Consider the following 18,682-nt stretch of genomic DNA (forward strand, 5'->3'; position numbering starts at 1 on the left):
GCGAGACAAGCGCGGCTTTCGACAATTCCATTCCAAGTCCCGAGCAACGGGCCAAAGACCAAGGTGGGAGCCGCCATGTCCATCCTTCCCTTCGACGACCGCGACGGCGTGATCTGGTACGACGGCGCGCTGGTGCCGTGGCGCGACGCGAATTTGCACGCCCTGTCGCATGGCCTGCATTACGCGAGTTGCGTGTTCGAAGGCGAGCGCGTCTACAACGGCACGGTGTTCAAGCTGACCGAGCACAGCGAGCGTCTGGCCGCCTCGGCCCGCATCCTGGGCTTCGAGCTTCCTTACTCGGTGGCGGAGATCGACGCGGCGACCAACGAGACGGTGAAGGCGATGGGCTTCACCGACGCCTATGTGCGCCCGGTGGCGTGGCGCGGCAGCGAGATGATGGGCGTGGCGGCGCAGGACAGCCGCATCCACGTCGCCATCGCCGTCTGGCAGTGGCCGAGCTACTTCAGCCCCGAGGCGAAGATGGCCGGCATCAAGCTGACCTGGGCGCCCTGGCGCCGCCCGGCCCCGGACACCGCCCCCACCGCGTCGAAGGCGGCGGGCCTCTACATGATCTGCACGCTGTCCAAGCACGCGGCGGAGGCGGAGGGCTACCAGGACGCGCTGATGCTCGACTACCGCGGCTATCTGGCCGAGGCGACCGGGGCGAACCTGTTCCTGGTGATGGACGGCAAGATCCACACGCCGAAGCCCGACTGCTTCCTGGACGGCATCACCCGCCGCACGGTGATCGACCTCGCCAAGGCCCGCGGCATCGAGGTCATCGAACGCCACATCCAGCCCGACGAACTGGCGAACACCCAGGAGGTTTTCCTGACCGGCACCGCCGCGGAGGTGACTCCGGTCGGCCAGATCGGTGAACACCGCTTCACGCCGGGCCGCGTCTGCGAGACGCTGGTGAAGGATTACGACGCGCTGGTGCGCGGGTAAGGAGCACGCCCTTTTTTCCCCTCCCCTGCGCAGCTCTCGCGCAAGCCAAAGGTTTGCGCTGACGCGGCAGGCGGACCATAGGTTCGCCAAGAGCGGGGGAGGGCCAGGGAGGGGGCAAGCATTGTAAGGCGCTTATCGCTCCATCACCACGACGCGTGCATGATCCCGCGAGTCCGGTTTCGGGCGGACCGTGATCTCGACATCACGGCCAAGCGCCACCAGTCCGCGCACCAACCGCTCGATCGAAAAGCCTGTCAGCTTCCCGCGAATCAGTGCGGATACTTTGGGCTGATCCAGACCCATCCGCTCCGCAGCCTGCTTCTGCGTCAGGTCCAAGTCGCGGATCGCGAGCGCAATCTGTCCCGCCAGCCGTGCCTTCGCCATGGTTTCCTCAGCATCCGCCAAGCCCAGGTCGGCAAACACGTTGCCGCTTCCCTCGGCAAGCGTCAGCTTGGTTTCGTCTGTCCTGTCTTCCATTGCGCGTACAACTCCTCCGCCACCTTCAACCGCTGACGGATCAGGTCGATCTCGTGGGCTGGTGTGGCAATTCCTCGTTTGGACTTCTTCTGAAAGGCATGAAGCACGATCACAGCGTCCTCGAAGCGAACCGTGTAGACGGCCCGGTAGGCATCTCCGCGATGATCCTCCACGACCTCCAGCACCGAAGCTCCGCCGAAGCCATGCAAGGGCTTGGCTTGCTCATGCTTCAGTCCGATTTGCGCCAAGTGGACAGCGAAGCCGATTGTTCTTTTGACAGCGTCAGGAAACCCTAGGAGATCAGCCTTCGCGCTGGAGACCCACAAAACAGCCCTTTCCTCTGATGGCATTTCTTGTTCCTTGGATTCTATCAGTTAGGGAATTTTCCTTGACCACAGGCATGAATGGGTCCTTCCGCAAGTTTTTTCTAATCTCTGCTTTTGCAGATTTCTGTCAGTAAAATATGCTAAAACAGGCATGCGGTCAATGCCAGAAATGGCATTGATAACGTGAGGCGGGCGAGCAGCAGCTACCGGACAAGCCCACGCTCGACAGCGGGGGTGGTGTGGGCCATATACTCGGTTCCCGTTCCGTACCCTTGGCGCGAGCGTACCCGCATGTCCCATCCCGTCCTGACCGCCCTCCCGCAGAAGTCCCTGCCCAAGCTGGAGGCGGGCAAGAAGTTCGAACTGGTGTCGGAGTTCAATCCCTCCGGCGACCAGCCGCGCGCCATCGGGGAGTTGACCGAGGGGCTGCGCGCCGGCGAGAAGGATCAGGTGCTGCTCGGCGTCACGGGGTCCGGCAAGACCTTCACCATGGCGCACGTCATCCAGCACGTTCAGCGTCCCACCCTGGTGCTCGCTCCGAACAAGACGCTGGCGGCGCAGCTCTATGGCGAGATGAAGTCCTTCTTCCCGAACAATGCGGTGGAATACTTCGTCTCCTACTACGACTATTACCAGCCGGAAGCCTACGTCCCGCGCACCGACACCTTCATCGAGAAGGAATCCTCGATCAACGAGCAGATCGACCGGATGCGCCACTCGGCGACGCGGGCGCTGCTGGAGCGGGACGACGTCATCATCGTGGCGTCGGTGTCCTGCATCTACGGCATCGGCTCGGTCGAAACCTATTCGGAGATGACCGTCGATCTGCGCAAGGGCCAGGTGGTCGCCCAGCCCGACCTGCTGCGCAAGCTGACCGAGCTTCAGTACAAGCGCAACGACGCGGCCTTCGGGCGCGGCCTGTTCCGGGTGCGCGGCGACACGGTGGAGCTGTTCCCCGCCCACATGGAGGACCGCGCCTGGCGCATCTCGCTGTTCGGCGACGAGATCGAGGGCATCCACGAGATCGATCCGCTGACCGGTGAGAAGATCGCCTCGCTGGAGGCCGTCCGCATCTATCCCAACAGCCACTATGTGACGCCCAAGCCGACGCTCAATCAGGCCATCGAGCAGATCAAGCGCGAGTTGAAGCTCCGGCTGGAGGAGTTCAACGCCCAGGGCAAGCTGCTGGAGGCGCAGCGGCTGGAGCAGCGCACGACCTTCGACATCGAGATGATGGCGGCCACCGGCGCCTGCGCCGGCATCGAGAACTATTCCCGCTACCTGACCGGCCGCGCGGCGGGCGAGCCGCCGCCGACGCTGTTCGAGTATCTGCCGGGCGATGCTCTGCTGATCGTGGACGAGAGCCACGTCATGGTGCCGCAGATCGGCGGCATGTACCGCGGCGACCGGATGCGCAAGGAGACGCTGTCCGAATACGGTTTCCGCCTGCCCAGCGCCATGGACAACCGCCCGCTGAAGTTCGAGGAGTGGGAGGGCATGCGCCCGCAGACGGTCTTCGTCTCGGCCACCCCCGGCCCGTGGGAGATGGAGCGCACCGGCGGTGTCTTCGCCGAGCAGGTGGTCCGCCCGACCGGCCTGATCGACCCGGAGGTGATCATCCGCCCCACCGAGACGCAGGTGGACGACCTGATCCACGAGTGCAAGGAGGTGGTGGCGAAGGGCAACCGCGTGCTGGTCACAACCCTGACCAAGAAGATGGCCGAGGCGCTGACCGAATACATGCACGAGGCGGGGCTGCGCGTGCGCTACATCCACTCCGACGTGGAGACGCTGGAGCGCATCGAAATCATCCGCGACCTGCGGCTCGGCGCCTACGACGTGCTGGTCGGCATCAACCTGCTGCGCGAGGGGCTGGATATTCCCGAATGCTCGCTGGTCGCCATTCTCGACGCCGACAAGGAGGGCTATCTGCGCTCCAAGACCTCGCTGATCCAGACCATCGGCCGCGCCGCCCGCAACATCGAGGGGCGGGCGATCCTCTACGCCGACAGGATCACCGGCAGCATGCAGTACGCCATCGACGAGACGGCGCGCCGCCGCGAGAGGCAGCGGGCGTACAACTTGGAGCACGGCATCACGCCGGAATCCGTGAAGAAGGCCATCGGCGACATCCTGGAGAGCGTGTACGAGCGCGGCGACCACGTCACCGTGAAGACCGGCCTCAACGCGTCGGAACTGGTCGGCCACAATTTGAAGTCCGTGATGGCCGATATGGAGAAGCGCATGAAGGCCGCCGCCGCCGACCTGGAGTTCGAGGAGGCCGCCCGCCTGCGCGACGAACTCCGCCGGTTGGAGGCGATGGACCTCGGGCTGGAACAGCCGGGCAGCATCGGCATCAGCTCCGCCCGCCAGGGCCGCGGCATTCCCGAGGGCGCTCCGAAGAAGCAGGGACGCCGGGGACGGCGGTGACCGGGACGGCGCCACCTGCGGAATAATATCCCCGTCGCAGGCGTTCATCCTGTCAGCACGGCCCGCCCGTCGGGCCGCGACCCCTGGCACAGGAACGCCAATGACGACGCTCCGCTCGCTGTCCCTTCTGTCCTTCGCCGCTCTTCTGCTGTCCGGCTGCTACGTCGCCGCCGGAACGCCCGGACCCGTCTATGGCTATGGACACCGTTCCTATGGGTACGGCTATTACGAGCGCCCGCTGTACCGCCATTACGGGCCGCCGCCCGTGGTGTATGGCCGCCCCTACTACGGCGGCCATCGCGGCGGTCATCACGGTGGCCTCCGTCACCATCAACGGCACGGCGGGCACCGGCACGGTGGCTGGTGAGGAGCGGCCGGGACCGGCCCGTCGCCGGAAATCGTCGTTAACAAAGGCTCAATGCTTTGGTCCGATCATGACCTGAATACATTCGCTCCCGCTGATGCACGAATCCGAGGCGCGGGGGCGACGCAGGGCAGGAAAGGGTCAGGGACCCATGAGCGACCAACTCACCAAGGACGACGTGTCCCGGCTGCTGTCGGACCCGTCGCCGAACAGCCGCTCCGAACTGGCGGTCAAGGTTGCCAGGCAATTCTCCGCGGCCACCTTGACGGACGGCGAACGCCGGCTCGCCGAGGACATCATCCGCTTCATGGCGCGCGACGCGGTGGTGCGCGTGCGCCAGTCGCTGGCCGAGAATCTGAAGGCCAACCCGGCGCTGCCGCGCGACGTCGCGCTGATGCTGGCGCGCGACGTGGAGGCCGTGGCGATTCCGGTGCTCAGCGTCTCCACGGTGCTGACCGATGCCGACCTCGTCGAGCTGGTGCGAACCGGCACCGACGCCAAGCACGCCGCCATCGCGCAGCGCCCGGCCCTATCGGCCAGCGTCGCCGACGCGCTGATCGACACCGCGTCGGAAGGGGCGGTGGCGGTCCTGGTCGCCAACGAGAGCGCGGATCTCGGCGAGCGCACGCTCGGCCGGGTCATCGAGCGCTTCGCCGACAGCGAAACCGTTCAGGAGCCGCTGGTCCAGCGCGCCCGCCTGCCGATCACGATCGCCGAACGGCTGGTCGCCGTGGTCTCGGAGAAGCTCCAGCAGCATCTGGTGACCAACCACGACCTTCCGGCCAAGGTCGCCGCCGACCTGATCCTGCAAAGCCGCGAACGCGCCACCGTCGCCCTCTTCTCCGGGGAAAGCGACGAGGGCGCGCTGGAACGGCTGGTCGCGCAACTGTCGCGCAGCGGCCGGCTGACGCCGTCGCTGCTGGTGCGGGCGCTGTGCATGGGCGACAGCGCCTTTTTCGAGACGGCCCTGTCCCATCTGGCCAACGTGCCGCTGACCAACGCCCGCCTGCTGATCCACGACGCCGGACGGCTGGGTCTGAAATCCATCTACGACAAGGCGAAGCAGCCGCCGGCCCTGCTGCCGGCCTGCCGGATCGCCTTGGACGTGCTGAAGGAAACCCCTTACGACGGCGAGGCGCACGACATCGAGCGCCACCGCCGCCGGGTGATCGAGCGCATCCTGACCCAGTATGAGGATCTGGCGGCCGAGGACCTGGACTATCTGCTCGACAAGCTGGGCGACCTCATGCGTGTGGAAGCGGAATAACGCCGAGGGCTGCGAAAATTGTCCAACGCGCCGTTTGCGGTTGTTGCTTCAAGCAGCCCCGGCAACCTTTCATTTGCCATGGCTTTGCGGTGATCTGATCATCCGGGCGCGATCACCTTGGGTGGCCCATTCCGTGGTGCCATCCCGCGGCGTCCGCTGTTCCTAACCTTTGCTTCTGGCCGCCGTCGCTGGACGCCGTGAATTTCCTTCTGGCGGACGTGCGTGGGGCGCTCGGCCCCTATCTCAACGTTTTCCTGGTGACCCAGCAGCATTGGAGCCAGTCGGAGGTCGGGTTGGTGACCAGTTTGGCCGGCCCGCTCCGTCGACGCCGAACCGGGACCTTTGGAGGAACCCAGCCTCGCCGAGTAGACTTGACGAAGCCGGTCACCCGATCCGGTCGGGATTGGTCAGGTGCCGCTACCCCGCCCGCGATTCCTTCAGGCCCGCGATGGGTGGGGCCGTCAGACGTGTGACGGGAAGGAGAATGGTCACGGTCGTGCCCCGCCCCGGCGCGCTGTCCAACTCCACACTGCCGCCATGCAATTCGGCGAAGCGGCGGACGATGGGCAGGCCGAGCCCGATCCCCTCATGCTGGCGCACGAGCGAGCATTCGCCCTGGATGAACGGGCTGAAGACGTGATCAACGATGCCCGGTGGGACGCCGGGGCCGTCGTCGGCGACGGCGATGGCGACCATCCCGCCCTGCAGGGCGATCCGCAGCGAGACCCGCCCGCCCCGGTGACCGAACTTCACCGCGTTGTCCAGCAGATGGACGATCATCTCCGCCAAGCGGCGCCGGTCGGCGCGCAGCGTGACGGGCGGTCCGGGCTGAAGCGTGATGGTCTGTGACTTGGCCTGCGCCTTGGCGCCGAGTAGATCGATGCAGTGCATCAGCAGGCCCGGCAACTCGATGGTCGATTCGGCGAGGTCGATGCCGCCGGAGCCGCGGGTGAAGTCCAGGATGTTGTTGACCATGCCGAGAAGCGCCTTGCCGCTCTCCTCGATCAGCCGGACATAGTCCAGATAGTCGCGGTGGCCGAGCGGCCCATTGGCCTCGCTGGACAGCACCTCGGCAAAGCCGATGATGGCGTTCAACGGAGTCCGCAACTCGTGACTGGTCACCGAGAGGAAGTCGAGCTTGGCCCGGTCGGCTTGGCGGGCGGCCTCTAGGGCGGCGCTGAGTTCTGCCGTGCGCTCCGACACGCGGCGTTCCAGCCCGCGGTTCTGCTCGGCCGCGCGCTGGTAGAGCTTGCGGATCTCCAGCACGCTGCGCACGCGGTGCAGCAGTTCCCAGGCGATGAAGGGTTTGGTGAGGAAGTCGTTGGCGCCCAACTCCAGCGAACGCCGCCGCGTCTCCTGGTCGGTGTGGGCGGTCAGCACCAGGATGGGCACGTAATCGTCGCCGTAGAGGGTGTTGACGCGCTCCATCAGATCGAATCCGCTCATGTGCGGCATGCGGATGTCGATCAGCAGAAGATCGAAGCGCTGGGCCTCGCAGAGCGCGGGAACCTGGCGGGGATCGGTTTCCCCCCGCACGGCGGTGTAGCCTTCGTGGGTCAGGATGTCGCGCACCAGAGCGACGTTCGACGCATTGTCGTCGACGATCAGGATGGCGGCATCCTTGACGTCCCGCGCGAGCGTCGGGTCAAGAGCACTGCGGGTCATGACGGTGCCGCCGATGCCCGTCCGACGCGCCTCTGCATGCCACCCTCCACCTGTGCACCGCTCCGCGGGATTTTACGGGTTTTAGATTAACCTTGTGCACAGGAGGCCCGTCAAGACCGGTGGTGACAAACGAATGCAATATTACGCCGCGTTAGCGGTATCACTGGAAGAATTCTTTAAAACCTACAAAAGGCGTTGGCTTCAGGCGCGCTTTTCCCAACCGCCGCGGTCGTTTTGCTGCCAGTAGGTGAGGGCGTGTCCGGCGGCCTTGCAGATCTTCCAGCGGTCCCTTGCGGCAAGCACCGCGTCGCCGTCATTGCCGTCGAACAGGTCGCAGACGAGGTCGAAGGAGCCCATCGCGCCGCTGGTCATCCCGTCCACCAGAACCAGGACGGTGGCCCCGTTGGGGTTCTCCTCCTCGGCGGTCAGCCAGACCGGCTGTTCGGCGGCGAAGCCGTCGCGGGCGGCACCGTGCGGCAGGAAGGAGGAGGGGTCGTAGGTCCACAAATGCTGATTGAGCGCGTCCACCCGCTCCGGCGAGCCGGCGAGGACGACGGCGCGCCAGTTTCGCTCCAGAACCTTTTCCAGGATCTTCGGCAACGCCTGTTCGAGCGTGCGCCGCTGGAGGTGATAGAAACGGACCTCGGTCATGGCCTCATCGTCGAGATGGCCCTCTCCCCTCTGGGGAGAGGGCTAAACCTTACTTGCTCTCGTGGTAGTTCGCCACGAAGCGGTCGAGCAGGCGGACGCCGAAGGCGGTGCCGCCTTTCGGGACAGTGGCCGTGTCCTTCTTCGACCAGGCGACGCCGGCGATGTCGATGTGCGCCCAGGGCAGGTCCTCGACGAAGCGCTTCAGGAACTGAGCGCCGACGATGCTGCCGGCGCCGCGGCCCGACCCGACGTTCTTCATGTCGGCGATGTCGGAGTTGATGTCCTTGTCGTAGGCGTCGCCCATCGGCAGGCGCCACAGCGGCTCGCCCACCGACCGGCCGGCGGCCAGCAGGTTCTCGGCCAGCCAGTCGTCGTTGGCGAACAGGCCGGCGTGCTCATGGCCCAGCGCGATGATGACCGCACCGGTCAGCGTGGCGAGGTCCACCAGCAGGCGCGGCTTGAAGGTCTCCTGCGCGTAGGTCAGGCAATCGGCCAGGACGAGGCGGCCTTCGGCGTCGGTGTTGATCACCTCGATGGTCTGGCCGGACAGCGAGGTCACCACGTCGCCGGGCCGCTGCGCGGTGCCGGAGGGCATGTTCTCGACCAAGCCGACGATGCCGACGGCGTTGACCTTGGCCTTGCGGGCGGCGAGCGCGCGCATGGTGCCGATGACCACCGCGGCGCCGCCCATGTCCCACTTCATGTCCTCCATCCCGGCGGCGGGCTTGATGGAGATGCCGCCGGTGTCGAAGGTCACGCCCTTGCCGATGAAGGCGAGCGGGCGGCGGTCCTCGGCGTCGGGGGCGCCGTCCCAGCGCATCACGACGACGCGCGGCTCGAAGGCGCTGCCCTGGGCGACGCCGATCAGCGCGCCCATGCCGAGCTTCCTCAGCTTCTTGAGGTCCAGCACCTCGACCTGCAGGCCGACGTCGGTCAGGTCCCGGCAGCGGTCGGCGAGGCTTTCCGGATTCAGGACGTTGGCCGGCTCCGACACCAGATCGCGGGTGTAGGCGACGGACTCGGCCAGCGGCTCCAGGCGGCCATAGGCGCGCTTGGCGGCGTCCGGCTCGGCGGTCAGGACGATGATCTTCCTGAGGGAGGGCTTGGCCTCCTTCTTCTCGGTCGTCCGGTACTTGTCGAACCGGTAGGAGCGGAGCTGCGCGCCGAAGGCCAACTCCGCCGCCGCGGCGTCGGGAGCCACGGTACCGCCGTCCGGCAGGTCGAGCAGGACGGAAACCTCCGTCTCGCCGGACTTGTCCAAGGCGGCGACGATGGCGCCGCCGACGGCCTGGAGGGTGGCCTCGGACAGATCCTCGCCCTTGCCGGTGCCGACGAGAAGGACGCGGTCGAACTCGACCCCGGCGGGGGCGAGGATGGCCAGCGTCTCCTCCTTCTTGCCGGTGAAGCGGCTGGCCTTCATGGCGCGGGACAGCGTGCCGCCCGTCTTCTGGTCGAGATCCCGCCCCGCGGCGCCGAGCGCGCGATCGGTGGCGACGGTGACGGCGACGGTGCCGGACTTGGGCAGCGCGGGCTTCGCAAAGGCGAACTTCATCGGCTCCTCTCGGGCTCCTCTCGACTGGAACGGCCGGCGCGCGGGCGCCGGGGCGGGTGGGATCGATCCGCAACCACCCTGGGATAAAGACCTTCCCGTGCGCCCTGTCAAGGCGCGGACCGGTTGTTTCCCGCGCCCGTCCGCAGTACATAGCCCCGGCACGCCGTGACGGAAGCCCCCGGCGCGGCGCGTACCGCCCGTCGATCGGCCGGGGAGGCCGGAGCCCATGTATTCATCCGCTACGCTGTCGCGCTACATCGGGCGCCAGTTCGTCATCTGGTTTCTGCTGCTGCTTGGCATCCTGCTGTCGATCATCCTCCTGCTCGACGTCGTGGAGCTGTTGCGCCGCGCCGGGACCAAGCCGGACATCACCTTCTGGCTGGTCCTGCGCATGGCCCTGCTGAAGCTGCCGGAGATCGGCCAGCAGATCTTTCCCTTCGTGATCCTGTTCAGCGGCATGTTCACCTTCTGGCGGCTGACGCGCAGCGCGGAGCTGGTGGTGGCCCGCGCGGTCGGCGTGTCGGCGTGGCAGTTCCTGACCCCGGTGCTGATCGCCGTGCTGATGATCGGCGCGGTGAAGGTGACGATGATCAACCCGGTCGGTGCCGTCTTCATCGCCAAGTACAACCAGCTCCAGGACCGCTATCTGAAACTGAAGTCGAGCAGCTTCGACGTCTCGCGCAGCGGCCTGTGGCTGCGCCAGCAGGAGGCGGGGGAGCAGTATTTCATCCACGCCGACGGTGTGAACCCGCTGACCTTCGAGATGAGCCAAGTGATCGTCCTGCGCTTCGACACCAACATGACTTACATCGGCCGGGTGGACGCGCCGCGGGCCGTGCTTCGCGACCGGAAGTGGGAATTGCAGGACGCCACGATCAACCTCGGCAAGAAGGAATCGGAGACGGTCCCGACCTACGTCATCCCGACGGAGCTGAACCGGACCACCATCGAGGAAAGCTTCGCCTCGCCGGAGACGATCTCCTTCTGGGACCTGCCGCAGTTCATCCGCACGCTGGAGGCCACCGGCTTCCCCGCGGTCCGGCACCGGCTGCATTACCAGTCGCTGCTGTCGCAGCCCTTGCTCTACGTGGCGATGGTGCTGTTCGCCGCGGCCTTCTCGCTGCGGCTGCCGCGGCGCGGCGGCACCATGACGATGGTGTCCGGCGGCGTTCTGACCGGATTCGTGCTGTTCGTGATGACCGACGTGATCCGCACCTTCGGCATCTCCGAAACCATCCCGCTGGCCATGGCGGCCTGGAGCCCGGCCTGCGTCAGCGTGCTGCTGGGCACCGCGGTGCTGCTGCATCTGGAAGACGGCTGACGCGGGATCCCGAGCAGGGCCGACGCCGGCCGCCCGGTCTTTGGACACAATTCCGTTCCAGGATGCGGCCCACGATTCCGTTTACACGCGCCCGGGGGGGCCGTATTAAACGGCAACCACCTCTGGAGTCTGGAGCACCATGCAGAGTTTGCGAGCCGTCCGGTCTGCCTTCGCCGTGGCGACCGCCTGCGCCCTTCTTGCCGCCGGCGCGCCGGCCGCGGCCCAGACGCGGGCTCCCAACGCTCCGAACAGCCCAGCGGCGGGAACGCAAGGCCCCGCGGAACGCATCGCCGCCGTCGTCAACGACGAGGTCATCTCGCTGTCCGACGTGCACGCGCGGATCCGCCTCGCTCTGCTGAACGCCGGTGCCCAGGACAGCGCGGAGACGCGCCAGCGCCTGACTCCGCAGGTGCTCCGCCAGCTGATCGATGAGCGGCTCCAGCTCCAGGAGGCCAAGCGGCTGGGCGTCTCGGTCCCGTCGAAGGAGATCGACGAGGCGATCGGGCGCATCGCCGAACAGAACCGCATGGGCCGCCCGCAGCTCGAAGCCATGCTGAAGACCCAGAACGTTCCGCTTTCCACCCTGCGCGAGCAGGTGCGGGCGCTGCTGTCCTGGCAGCGCGTGATGCAGCGTCGCATCCGGCAGGAGGTGGTGATCGGCGACGAGGAGATCGACGCCGTGATGCAGCGCATCAAGGCCAACATCGGCAAGCCGGAATATCTGGTGGCCGAGATCTTCCTGGCCGTCGACAGCCCCGACCAGGACGAGGAGGTGCGGCGCAACGCCGAACGGCTGGTCGAGGAGGTGCGCCGCGGCGGCAACTTCGCCGCGCTGGCCCGCCAGTTCTCGCAGTCCGCCGGCGCCGCCTCGGGCGGCGACATGGGCTGGGTGCGCACGGGTGAGCTGAACGCGGAGCTGGACAAGACGCTGTCCACCATGCGCGCCGGTCAGCTCTCGTCCCCGGTCCGCACGGCGACCGGCTATCACGTCCTGCTGGTGCGCGACCAGCGCCCCTTCGGCAGCAACGCCTCCACCGCCCCGCCGCCGGCCCCGCCGCCGCGCCCGCGGCCCCAGCCGAAGCCCGATCTGGCCAAGGCCAAGGTCAACATGAAGCAGATCGTCATTCCGGCCCCCTCGAAGGAGGAGCTGAAGGCGGTCCAGGCCCAGGCGGAGAAGCTGCGCAAGTCGATCAAGAGCTGCACCGACTTCGACGAGAAGGCGCGTGCCATGGGCATTCCGGAGTCGGGCGACATGGGCACGCTGCGGGTCAAGGACCTCGCGCCGGGCCTCCAGCAACTCGCCGTCGGCATCCCGCTCGGCCAGCCCAGCCCGGTGCTGATGAGCCCGGGCGGCGCCGTCATCCTGATCGTCTGCAAGCGCGACGTGCCGATGATCGAGCCGCCGCCCGAAGCCGAGCCGCAGCCGGTGGCCGCCCCGGCCCCGCCGCCGATCGATCCCAAGGACATCAAGATGCCGCCGCGCGAGGAGATCGAGCGCGACCTGATCAACGAGCGCGCCGACTTGCTGGCCCGCCGCTACCTGCGCGACCTGCGCCGCACCGCCTTCGTGGAGATCCGCAACTGATGACCGAATCCGGCGTCCGGCCGCCGCTCGTCCTGACCATGGGCGAGCCGGCGGGGATCGGCGGGGAGATCGCACTCAAGGCCTGGGCGGCCCGCGCGGACGGCGCGGTGCCGCCCTTCGTCCTTCTGGACGATCCCGCCCGCCTGGAGGCGCTCGCCGCCCGGCTCGGCCTGCCGGTCCCGGTGAAGGCGGTGGGCAGTGTGGCCGAGGGTGCTGCGCTGTTCGGCGCTGCGCTGCCGGTGCTGCCACAGTCGCTGGCGGCGCCGGTGACGCCGGGCCGCCCCGACCCGGCCAACGGGGCGGCGGTGATCGCCAGCATCGACCGGGCGGTCGATCTGGTCCGCCGGGGGGAGGCGTCGGCGGTCGTCACCAACCCGATCCAGAAATCGGCGCTCTACGCCGCCGGCTTCCGCCATCCCGGGCACACGGAGTATCTCGCCCATCTGGCCGGTCTGGCCGCTGGTTTGACGGGCGAGCCGGTGATGATGCTGGCCGCGCAGGACCTGCGCGTTGTGCCGGTGACCATCCATGTCTCCGTCCGCGACGCCGTGCCGCTGGTGACGCGGGAGGCGATCCTCCACGCCGGGCGGGTCACCGCCGCGGCGCTGGCCCGCGACTTCGGCATCGCCCGGCCCCGGCTGGCCGTCGCCGCGCTGAACCCCCACGCGGGGGAGGGCGGCGCCATGGGGCGGGAGGAGATCGACATCATCGCCCCGGCGATCGCCGACCTGCGGGCGGAGGGCATCGACGCGGTGGGGCCGAAGCCCGCCGACACGCTGTTCCACGCCGCGGCGCGCCGCGGCTACGACGCGGCGCTGTGCATGTACCACGATCAGGCGCTGATCCCGCTGAAGACCATCGACTTCGACACGGGGGTCAACATCACGCTGGGGTTGCCCTTCGTCCGCACCTCGCCGGACCATGGGACGGCGCTGGACATCGCCGGCACGGGCAAGGCCGGCGCGTCGAGCCTGATCGCCGCCCTGACGACGGCGGAGGCCATGGCCGCCCGCCGCCGCGGGTAAGCGTCAGAGGCGGACCGAGCTGCTGGAGAAGCGGCTGGCCGAGCTGTGGTCGATGGAGGTCAGCGCGACCGACGCACCGACGGCGATGACGATGGCGGCGGCGAAGCCGAGCAGCATGGCTTTCATGGGGGGGCGCTCCTGGAACCTGACTTTGGTTGTGGTTTCGGCGCAAACGCGCCTTTTTCCAAGACCATAAGCGGGGCGGAGCGCGCTTTCAACCACACTCGGGACTTGGCCGGGACTGGTGGTGCCTAAGCCGCGGAGGTCAAGGCGCTGCGCAGCACTTCGGGGGCCACCGGCTTGTGCAGTAGGCGGTGGCCGCTCTGCTGGACCTCGGCGAGACGCGCGGGGTCGGTGTCGCCGGTCAGCACCAGCGCGGGCACCCGCACCCCGCACACGCCGTAGATGTCCCGGATGGCCTGGAGGCCGGTCCGCCCCTCGCGCAGACGGTAATCGGCGACGATCATGTCGGGGCGCTGGCCGAGGCTGGTCAGCGTGCCGATCGCCTCGTCGGCGGAGACGGCGGCCACCACCTCGTACCCCCATTCCTCCAGCATGGTCCGCATGGAGAGCAGGATGATGGCGTCGTCCTCCACCACCACGACCAGACCCTTTCCACCGTTGGCGGCGGGCTGGGCGGCCGGGCGGCAGGTCTTCATCACCTGGCGCGGCGCGACCGACGGCACGGTCAGGCCAAAGGCGCTGCCCCGTCCCGGCCGGGAGCGCAGGGTCACCTCGTGGCCGAGCAGACCGGCCAGCCGCCTCACGATGGCGAGCCCCAGCCCCAATCCCTTACGCCGGTCGCGCTCGGGGTTGGCGAGTTGGGCGAACTCGACGAACACCTCGTCGCGCTTGTCCTCGGGGATGCCAATGCCGGTGTCGAGCACCTCGACCCGCAGGCCGTTGCCGGTGCGGCGGCAGCCGATCAGGATCCGCCCGCTCTCCGTGTAGCGGATGGCGTTCTCCACGAGATTGCGCAGGATGCGCTCGACCAGAGCCGGGTCGCTGCGCGTCCAGCCGTCGGTGGGGACGTGGCGCAACGCGATCCCCACCTCCGCCGCGCGGCCCCGGTATTCGTCGGCCAGACGCTGCAACAGGGGACCCAGCGCGAATTCCGTCACCGCGGGGGTGACCACCCCGGCGTCCAGCCGCGACACGTCCAGCAGGCTGTCCAGCAGCGTGCGCAGGCCGTTCAGCGACTCGCTCATGCTGGCCAGAAGGGGGGAGGCGGGATGGCCGTCGAGCCGGTCGGACAGGGCGTGGGCGAAGAAGAACAGCGACTGCACGGGCTGGCGCAGGTCGTGGCTGGCCGCGGCGAGGAACTTGGTCTTGGCCATGTCCGCCCTTTCGGCTTTGTCGCGGGCGGCCAGCGCCTCCTCGCGGGCGCGCTCCGCCTCCGCCTTGGCGCGGTGCAGGGCGTCCTCCGCCGCCTTGCGGGCGGTGATGTCGCGCATGATGCCGGTGAACAGGCGCTGCCGCCCGTCGTGCCATTGGGCTACCGACAACTCCAGCGGGAAGAGGGAGCCGTCCTTGCGTCGTCCCTCCACCTCGCGCCCGATGCCGATGATCCGCCGCTCGCCGGTTTCGCGGAAATGCGCCATGTAGCCGTCATGGGCGGAGCGGTGCGGCTCCGCCATCAGGATGCGGACGTTCGCGCCGATGGCCTCTTCCGCGCCGTAGCCGAAGGTCGTCTCGGCCGCCCGATTGAAGGACTGGATGGTGCCGATCTCGTCGATCACCACGATGGGGTCCACGGCGGTGTCGACGACGGAGCGGTAACGCGCCTCCTGCCCCGCCGCGCGCTCCGCCGAACGGCGCCGGTCGATCAGGACGGAGAGCAGCCCCAGCGAGAGAATCAGCAGCGTGCCGATCCCGGTTCCCACGGCGAGAGACGGCGTGGACAGCACGAGGCCGAGGTCGTCCCCGGCCGGGACGGCGTCCAGATGGGCGGCGTGCCCAATGGCTTTCCCAATGGTGTTCTCGACGGCGCTGGCGGCGGCCATGCCGACGTAATGCATGCTGACCACCGCGGCGCCGAGCACCAGCGCGCCGGACAGGCGCTGCAGGGGGCTGGCTGTGCGGAAGGCGAGCCAGAGCGCGGCGGTGGAGGCGGCGACGGCGATGACCACCGACGTGGCGACCAGAAGCGTGTCGTAGATCAGCGGCACCGGCAGCCGCATGCCGGCCATGCCGACGTAATGCATGGCGACGATCCCGAAGCCGGTCAGCATACCCGCCGCCGCCAGGGTTGCCCGGCCGCCCCCGCCATGCGCGACGGCGAACAGTCCGGTCCCGGACACCCCAACCGCGAGGAGAAAGGACAACGCGGTCAGCAGGATGTCGTAGGACACCGGCACGGGCATGCGCATCGCCATCATGCCGATGAAGTGCATCGACCAGATCCCCGCCCCCAGGGCGAGCGCCGCGGCCCCCAGCCAGCCGTTCCGCCCCCGCCCGGCTTCCCGCGCGTGGGAGGCGAGGTCCAGAGCCACATAGCCGCCGAAAGAGGCGACGACAACGGACAGCGCAACGAGGTAAGGATCGTAATGGCCGAGCACGATGGGGCGCACCGAGAGTGGACGAGAGGACGGACGCGCAATGGCAAAAACGTTAGATAGTGGAATTCCGCAGCGAACCCAAGCCGGCGAAACGCCCCTGTACGCCTGACGAAAGACCTAATGGCTACCTCGAACGGAAGTTCCTCCTCTCGGAGCTTGGGTCGGCGCTTGGGTCGGAGGCTGGTGGGACTGCTGCGCCGTTTCGTGCTGCGGCCGCTGCTGACCGTCGCGGCGCTGGTCTACTTCCTGATCGACGCGGTCGCGCTGGAGGCGGTGCGCCCGCTGGCCGCCTGGATCGGCCGGCAGCGCTTCGCCGAACGGCTGGCCGCGCGCATCCGCCGGCTCGGCCCCTATCCGACGCTGGCGCTGTTCATGGTTCCGCTGGTGATTCTGGAGCCGTTGAAGCCGGTCGGCCTGTATTTGATGGGGACCGGGCATGCGGTCCAGGGCGCGCTGCTGCTCGGTGGCGTGGAACTGGTCAAGGTCACGCTGGTGGAGCGGCTGTTCCACATTGGCAAGGACAAGCTGCTGACCATCCCGGCCTTCGCCTGGTGCTACGTGCGGGTGGTGCGCTGGCTGGCCTGGCTGACCGCCCTGCCGCCCTGGCTGGCCGCCAAGCGGCTGGTGGGGCGGGTGCGCGAGGCGACTCGTCCGGCGCAGGCGGTGGTTCGCGGCTGGGCGCGGTCGCTGCGCGGCCGCCTGCGCGCTGTGTCGAAAAGAGGGTAATCCTGTCCTGCGCTTGCCGCATCTTGCGGGCAGCCTCATATCAATGCGGTTTTGCAGACCGTTCCAAGGCCAACCCGTGCGTTTCCTCCCCCTGATGTTCGCCCTTCTCGTTGCTTTGGCGGCCCCCGCCGCCCTCGCCGCGGGCAAGTCCGGCTCCGTTTCCTCGCGCGAGTCGCGCATGGCCGACTGCGAGGCGGCGGAGAAGGGCGATCCGGAGGCGTCCTACCGCATGGCGCGGCGCTTCCTGTTCGGCGTCGGGGTGAAGCGCGACCAGCGGGTCGGCACGGCCTGGCTGCGCGCCGCGGCGTCGCGCGGCCACAAGGAGGCGCGGCGGCTGGTCGCCTATGTGCCGGGCCGCATGGGCCATGTCCGTCCCTGGTGCCGCCCCGGCGCGGCCCCGCTGCGCGAGGCGTCGCCCCCGCCGCCGGAGATCATCGCGCTGGTCCACAAGACCGCGCCCCAGTACGGGCTGGACCCGGCGCTGGTCATGGCGGTGATCCGGGTGGAGAGCGCCTTCCGCTCCGACGCGGTGTCGCCGAAGGAGGCGGCGGGGCTGATGCAGCTCATCCCCGACACGGCGGAGCGCTTCGGGGTATCGGACGTCTTCGACCCCGCCCAGAACATCCGCGGCGGCGTACGCTACCTGCGCTGGCTCTTGGCCTATTTCCAGGGGGACGTTACGCTGGCCCTTGCCGGCTACAACGCGGGGGAGCGCGCCGTGGACCGCTACCGGGGCGTTCCGCCCTACGAGGAGACGCGGAACTACGTGCGCTCCATCCGCCGCTTGTACGACGCACCGCGGCATCCCTTCGACGCCGCGGTGGCGGACCCGTCGCCCATGGTCGTCCGGCAGGCGGCGGAGCTGGCGAAGCCCGGCAAGGGCTGAGGACGAACCAACAGGGGAGGGGCCACCCGTGCCGATGTCCGAACGCAGCTTTCTCGGCCTCAGCGCGGCGGGGTTCCACCGCGTCGCCTACACCCAGTGGGGGCGCGAGGACGCGGCCCGCACCGCCGTCTGCGTGCATGGCCTGACTCGCAACGGCCGCGATTTCGACGCGCTGGCGCTCGATCTGGCCGACCGCTACCGCGTCGCCTGCCCGGATGTGGTGGGGCGCGGTAGGAGCGGCCGGTTGGCCAACCCGACGCTCTACGGCTACCCGCAATACTGCGCCGACATGGCGGCGCTGATCGCCCGGCTGGGCGTGGAGTCGGTTGATTGGATCGGCACCTCCATGGGCGGGCTGATCGGCATGCTGCTGGCCGCCCAGCCCGACAGCCCGATCCGCCGGCTGGTCGTCAACGACATCGGCCCCTTCATCCCGAAGGCGGGCTTGCAGCGCATCGCCGATTATGTCGGCAAGGACCCGGTGTTCGAGGATCTGGCGGCGGTCGAATCCTACCTGCGCTTCGTCCTGATGGGCTTCGGGCGGCTGTCCGACGAGGCGTGGCGCCACATGGCGGAGCACAGCGCCCGCCTGCGTCCGGACGGCTGCTACGGCCTCGCCTACGACCCGGCCATCGCCGAGGCGTTCAAGGCGCAGCCGATGGAGGACGTGGACCTGTGGGCCGTCTGGGACCGCATCCGCTGCCCGGTGCTGGTGCTGCGCGGCGCCACCTCGGACATTCTTCCGGCGGAGACGGCAGAGGAGATGACCCGCCGCGGCCCCAAGGCCCGTCTGATTGAGTTCGCCCACACCGGCCACGCCCCGGCGCTGATGACCGGGGACCAGATCGCCGCGGTGCGCGACTTCCTGCTGGAGGACTGACGGGGGTACCCCGGCTTGGGC

At 68.4% G+C, this 18,682-nt stretch carries 17 protein-coding genes; 10 read left to right on the forward strand and 7 right to left on the reverse strand.

What is annotated here, in order from left to right; genetic code table 11:
- Positions 1 to 75 precede the first annotated feature (75 nt).
- The gene (locus tag DS837_RS13765; RefSeq protein WP_149165271.1) at positions 76 to 948 is read left to right on the forward strand and encodes a branched-chain amino acid aminotransferase; all 873 of its coding nucleotides are present in this window, start codon (positions 76 to 78) and stop codon (positions 946 to 948) included.
- 132 nt (positions 949 to 1,080) lie between these two features.
- Here DS837_RS13765 and DS837_RS13770 read toward each other — a convergent pair whose 3' ends face one another.
- Complete coding sequence (locus DS837_RS13770; RefSeq protein WP_149165272.1) at positions 1,081 to 1,425, reverse strand: helix-turn-helix domain-containing protein; 345 nt, start codon at positions 1,423 to 1,425, stop codon at positions 1,081 to 1,083.
- On the reverse strand, positions 1,395 to 1,775 hold the full coding sequence (locus tag DS837_RS13775; RefSeq protein WP_149165273.1) for a type II toxin-antitoxin system RelE/ParE family toxin: 381 nt from the start codon (positions 1,773 to 1,775) through the stop codon (positions 1,395 to 1,397). The genes DS837_RS13770 and DS837_RS13775 overlap by 31 nt, the downstream gene beginning before the upstream one ends.
- A 267-nt stretch (positions 1,776 to 2,042) precedes the next feature.
- Between DS837_RS13775 and uvrB the strand changes: the two genes are divergently transcribed.
- The 3 genes from uvrB to spbR all read left to right on the forward strand — a co-directional run bounded on the left by uvrB (position 2,043) and on the right by spbR (position 5,812).
- Positions 2,043 to 4,181, forward strand: coding sequence for an excinuclease ABC subunit UvrB (gene uvrB, locus DS837_RS13780; protein ID WP_149165274.1), 2,139 nt, complete (start codon positions 2,043 to 2,045; stop codon positions 4,179 to 4,181).
- Positions 4,182 to 4,281: 100 nt separating this feature from the next.
- Positions 4,282 to 4,548, forward strand: coding sequence for a neuropeptide-like protein 29 (locus DS837_RS13785; RefSeq protein WP_149165275.1), 267 nt, complete (start codon positions 4,282 to 4,284; stop codon positions 4,546 to 4,548).
- Positions 4,549 to 4,696: 148 nt separating this feature from the next.
- Positions 4,697 to 5,812: a SpbR family protein gene (gene spbR / locus DS837_RS13790; protein WP_149165276.1), complete on the forward strand. Its 1,116-nt coding sequence runs from the start codon at positions 4,697 to 4,699 to the stop codon at positions 5,810 to 5,812.
- Positions 5,813 to 6,229: 417 nt separating this feature from the next.
- Here spbR and DS837_RS13800 read toward each other — a convergent pair whose 3' ends face one another.
- From DS837_RS13800 to DS837_RS13810, 3 genes are all read right to left on the reverse strand, one after another.
- Positions 6,230 to 7,477, reverse strand: coding sequence for an ATP-binding response regulator (locus tag DS837_RS13800; protein WP_149165277.1), 1,248 nt, complete (start codon positions 7,475 to 7,477; stop codon positions 6,230 to 6,232).
- Between the two features lie 201 nt (positions 7,478 to 7,678).
- Complete coding sequence (locus tag DS837_RS13805) at positions 7,679 to 8,128, reverse strand: DNA polymerase III subunit chi (RefSeq protein WP_149165278.1); 450 nt, start codon at positions 8,126 to 8,128, stop codon at positions 7,679 to 7,681.
- Between the two features lie 49 nt (positions 8,129 to 8,177).
- Entirely contained in the window at positions 8,178 to 9,680 is a 1,503-nt protein-coding gene (locus tag DS837_RS13810) for a leucyl aminopeptidase (RefSeq protein WP_149165279.1), read from the reverse strand.
- Positions 9,681 to 9,906: 226 nt separating this feature from the next.
- On the opposite strand from DS837_RS13810, the gene lptG reads away from it, so the two are divergent.
- The 3 genes from lptG to pdxA all read left to right on the forward strand — a co-directional run bounded on the left by lptG (position 9,907) and on the right by pdxA (position 13,611).
- Positions 9,907 to 11,001: an LPS export ABC transporter permease LptG gene (gene lptG / locus DS837_RS13815; RefSeq protein WP_149165280.1), complete on the forward strand. Its 1,095-nt coding sequence runs from the start codon at positions 9,907 to 9,909 to the stop codon at positions 10,999 to 11,001.
- Positions 11,002 to 11,140: 139 nt separating this feature from the next.
- Complete coding sequence (locus tag DS837_RS13820) at positions 11,141 to 12,586, forward strand: peptidylprolyl isomerase (RefSeq protein ID WP_149165281.1); 1,446 nt, start codon at positions 11,141 to 11,143, stop codon at positions 12,584 to 12,586.
- The gene (pdxA, locus tag DS837_RS13825; RefSeq protein ID WP_149165282.1) at positions 12,586 to 13,611 is read left to right on the forward strand and encodes a 4-hydroxythreonine-4-phosphate dehydrogenase PdxA; all 1,026 of its coding nucleotides are present in this window, start codon (positions 12,586 to 12,588) and stop codon (positions 13,609 to 13,611) included. Before DS837_RS13820 ends, pdxA begins: the two co-directional genes overlap by 1 nt.
- A gap of 3 nt (positions 13,612 to 13,614) precedes the next feature.
- On the opposite strand, the gene DS837_RS33080 is transcribed toward pdxA, so the two are convergent.
- Together DS837_RS33080 and DS837_RS13830 are read right to left on the reverse strand one after the other, a co-directional pair.
- Positions 13,615 to 13,737: a hypothetical protein gene (locus DS837_RS33080; protein WP_257722160.1), complete on the reverse strand. Its 123-nt coding sequence runs from the start codon at positions 13,735 to 13,737 to the stop codon at positions 13,615 to 13,617.
- Positions 13,738 to 13,862: 125 nt separating this feature from the next.
- Positions 13,863 to 16,169 (reverse strand): hybrid sensor histidine kinase/response regulator, encoded by a 2,307-nt coding sequence (locus DS837_RS13830; protein ID WP_149165283.1) that lies wholly within the window; start codon positions 16,167 to 16,169, stop codon positions 13,863 to 13,865.
- A gap of 183 nt (positions 16,170 to 16,352) precedes the next feature.
- On the opposite strand from DS837_RS13830, the gene DS837_RS13835 reads away from it, so the two are divergent.
- The 3 genes from DS837_RS13835 to DS837_RS13845 all read left to right on the forward strand — a co-directional run bounded on the left by DS837_RS13835 (position 16,353) and on the right by DS837_RS13845 (position 18,661).
- Entirely contained in the window at positions 16,353 to 16,895 is a 543-nt protein-coding gene (locus tag DS837_RS13835; RefSeq protein ID WP_247889926.1) for a hypothetical protein, read from the forward strand.
- A 76-nt stretch (positions 16,896 to 16,971) separates the two neighbouring features.
- Positions 16,972 to 17,781: a lytic transglycosylase domain-containing protein gene (locus DS837_RS13840; RefSeq protein WP_149165285.1), complete on the forward strand. Its 810-nt coding sequence runs from the start codon at positions 16,972 to 16,974 to the stop codon at positions 17,779 to 17,781.
- Positions 17,782 to 17,809: 28 nt separating this feature from the next.
- Positions 17,810 to 18,661, forward strand: a complete 852-nt coding sequence (locus tag DS837_RS13845) for an alpha/beta fold hydrolase (protein WP_149165286.1) — start codon at positions 17,810 to 17,812, stop codon at positions 18,659 to 18,661.
- Positions 18,662 to 18,682: the final 21 nt, after the last annotated feature.

Source organism: Azospirillum brasilense, assembly GCF_008365405.1.
GTDB classification, from domain to species: Bacteria; Pseudomonadota; Alphaproteobacteria; order Azospirillales; family Azospirillaceae; genus Azospirillum; species Azospirillum brasilense_D.

Coding starts and splice junctions, on each gene's coding strand:
- DS837_RS13805 (WP_149165278.1), bottom strand. CDS start 8,128: ATGACCGAGGTCCGTTTCTATCACCTCCAGCGGCGCACGCTCGAACAG.
- DS837_RS33080 (WP_257722160.1), bottom strand. CDS start 13,737: ATGAAAGCCATGCTGCTCGGCTTCGCCGCCGCCATCGTCATCGCCGTC.
- spbR (WP_149165276.1), top strand. CDS start 4,697: ATGAGCGACCAACTCACCAAGGACGACGTGTCCCGGCTGCTGTCGGAC.
- DS837_RS13770 (WP_149165272.1), bottom strand. CDS start 1,425: ATGGAAGACAGGACAGACGAAACCAAGCTGACGCTTGCCGAGGGAAGC.
- DS837_RS13765 (WP_149165271.1), top strand. CDS start 76: ATGTCCATCCTTCCCTTCGACGACCGCGACGGCGTGATCTGGTACGAC.
- DS837_RS13820 (WP_149165281.1), top strand. CDS start 11,141: ATGCAGAGTTTGCGAGCCGTCCGGTCTGCCTTCGCCGTGGCGACCGCC.
- uvrB (WP_149165274.1), top strand. CDS start 2,043: ATGTCCCATCCCGTCCTGACCGCCCTCCCGCAGAAGTCCCTGCCCAAG.
- DS837_RS13775 (WP_149165273.1), bottom strand. CDS start 1,775: ATGCCATCAGAGGAAAGGGCTGTTTTGTGGGTCTCCAGCGCGAAGGCT.
- DS837_RS13810 (WP_149165279.1), bottom strand. CDS start 9,680: ATGAAGTTCGCCTTTGCGAAGCCCGCGCTGCCCAAGTCCGGCACCGTC.
- lptG (WP_149165280.1), top strand. CDS start 9,907: ATGTATTCATCCGCTACGCTGTCGCGCTACATCGGGCGCCAGTTCGTC.
- DS837_RS13800 (WP_149165277.1), bottom strand. CDS start 7,477: ATGACCCGCAGTGCTCTTGACCCGACGCTCGCGCGGGACGTCAAGGAT.
- DS837_RS13785 (WP_149165275.1), top strand. CDS start 4,282: ATGACGACGCTCCGCTCGCTGTCCCTTCTGTCCTTCGCCGCTCTTCTG.
- pdxA (WP_149165282.1), top strand. CDS start 12,586: ATGACCGAATCCGGCGTCCGGCCGCCGCTCGTCCTGACCATGGGCGAG.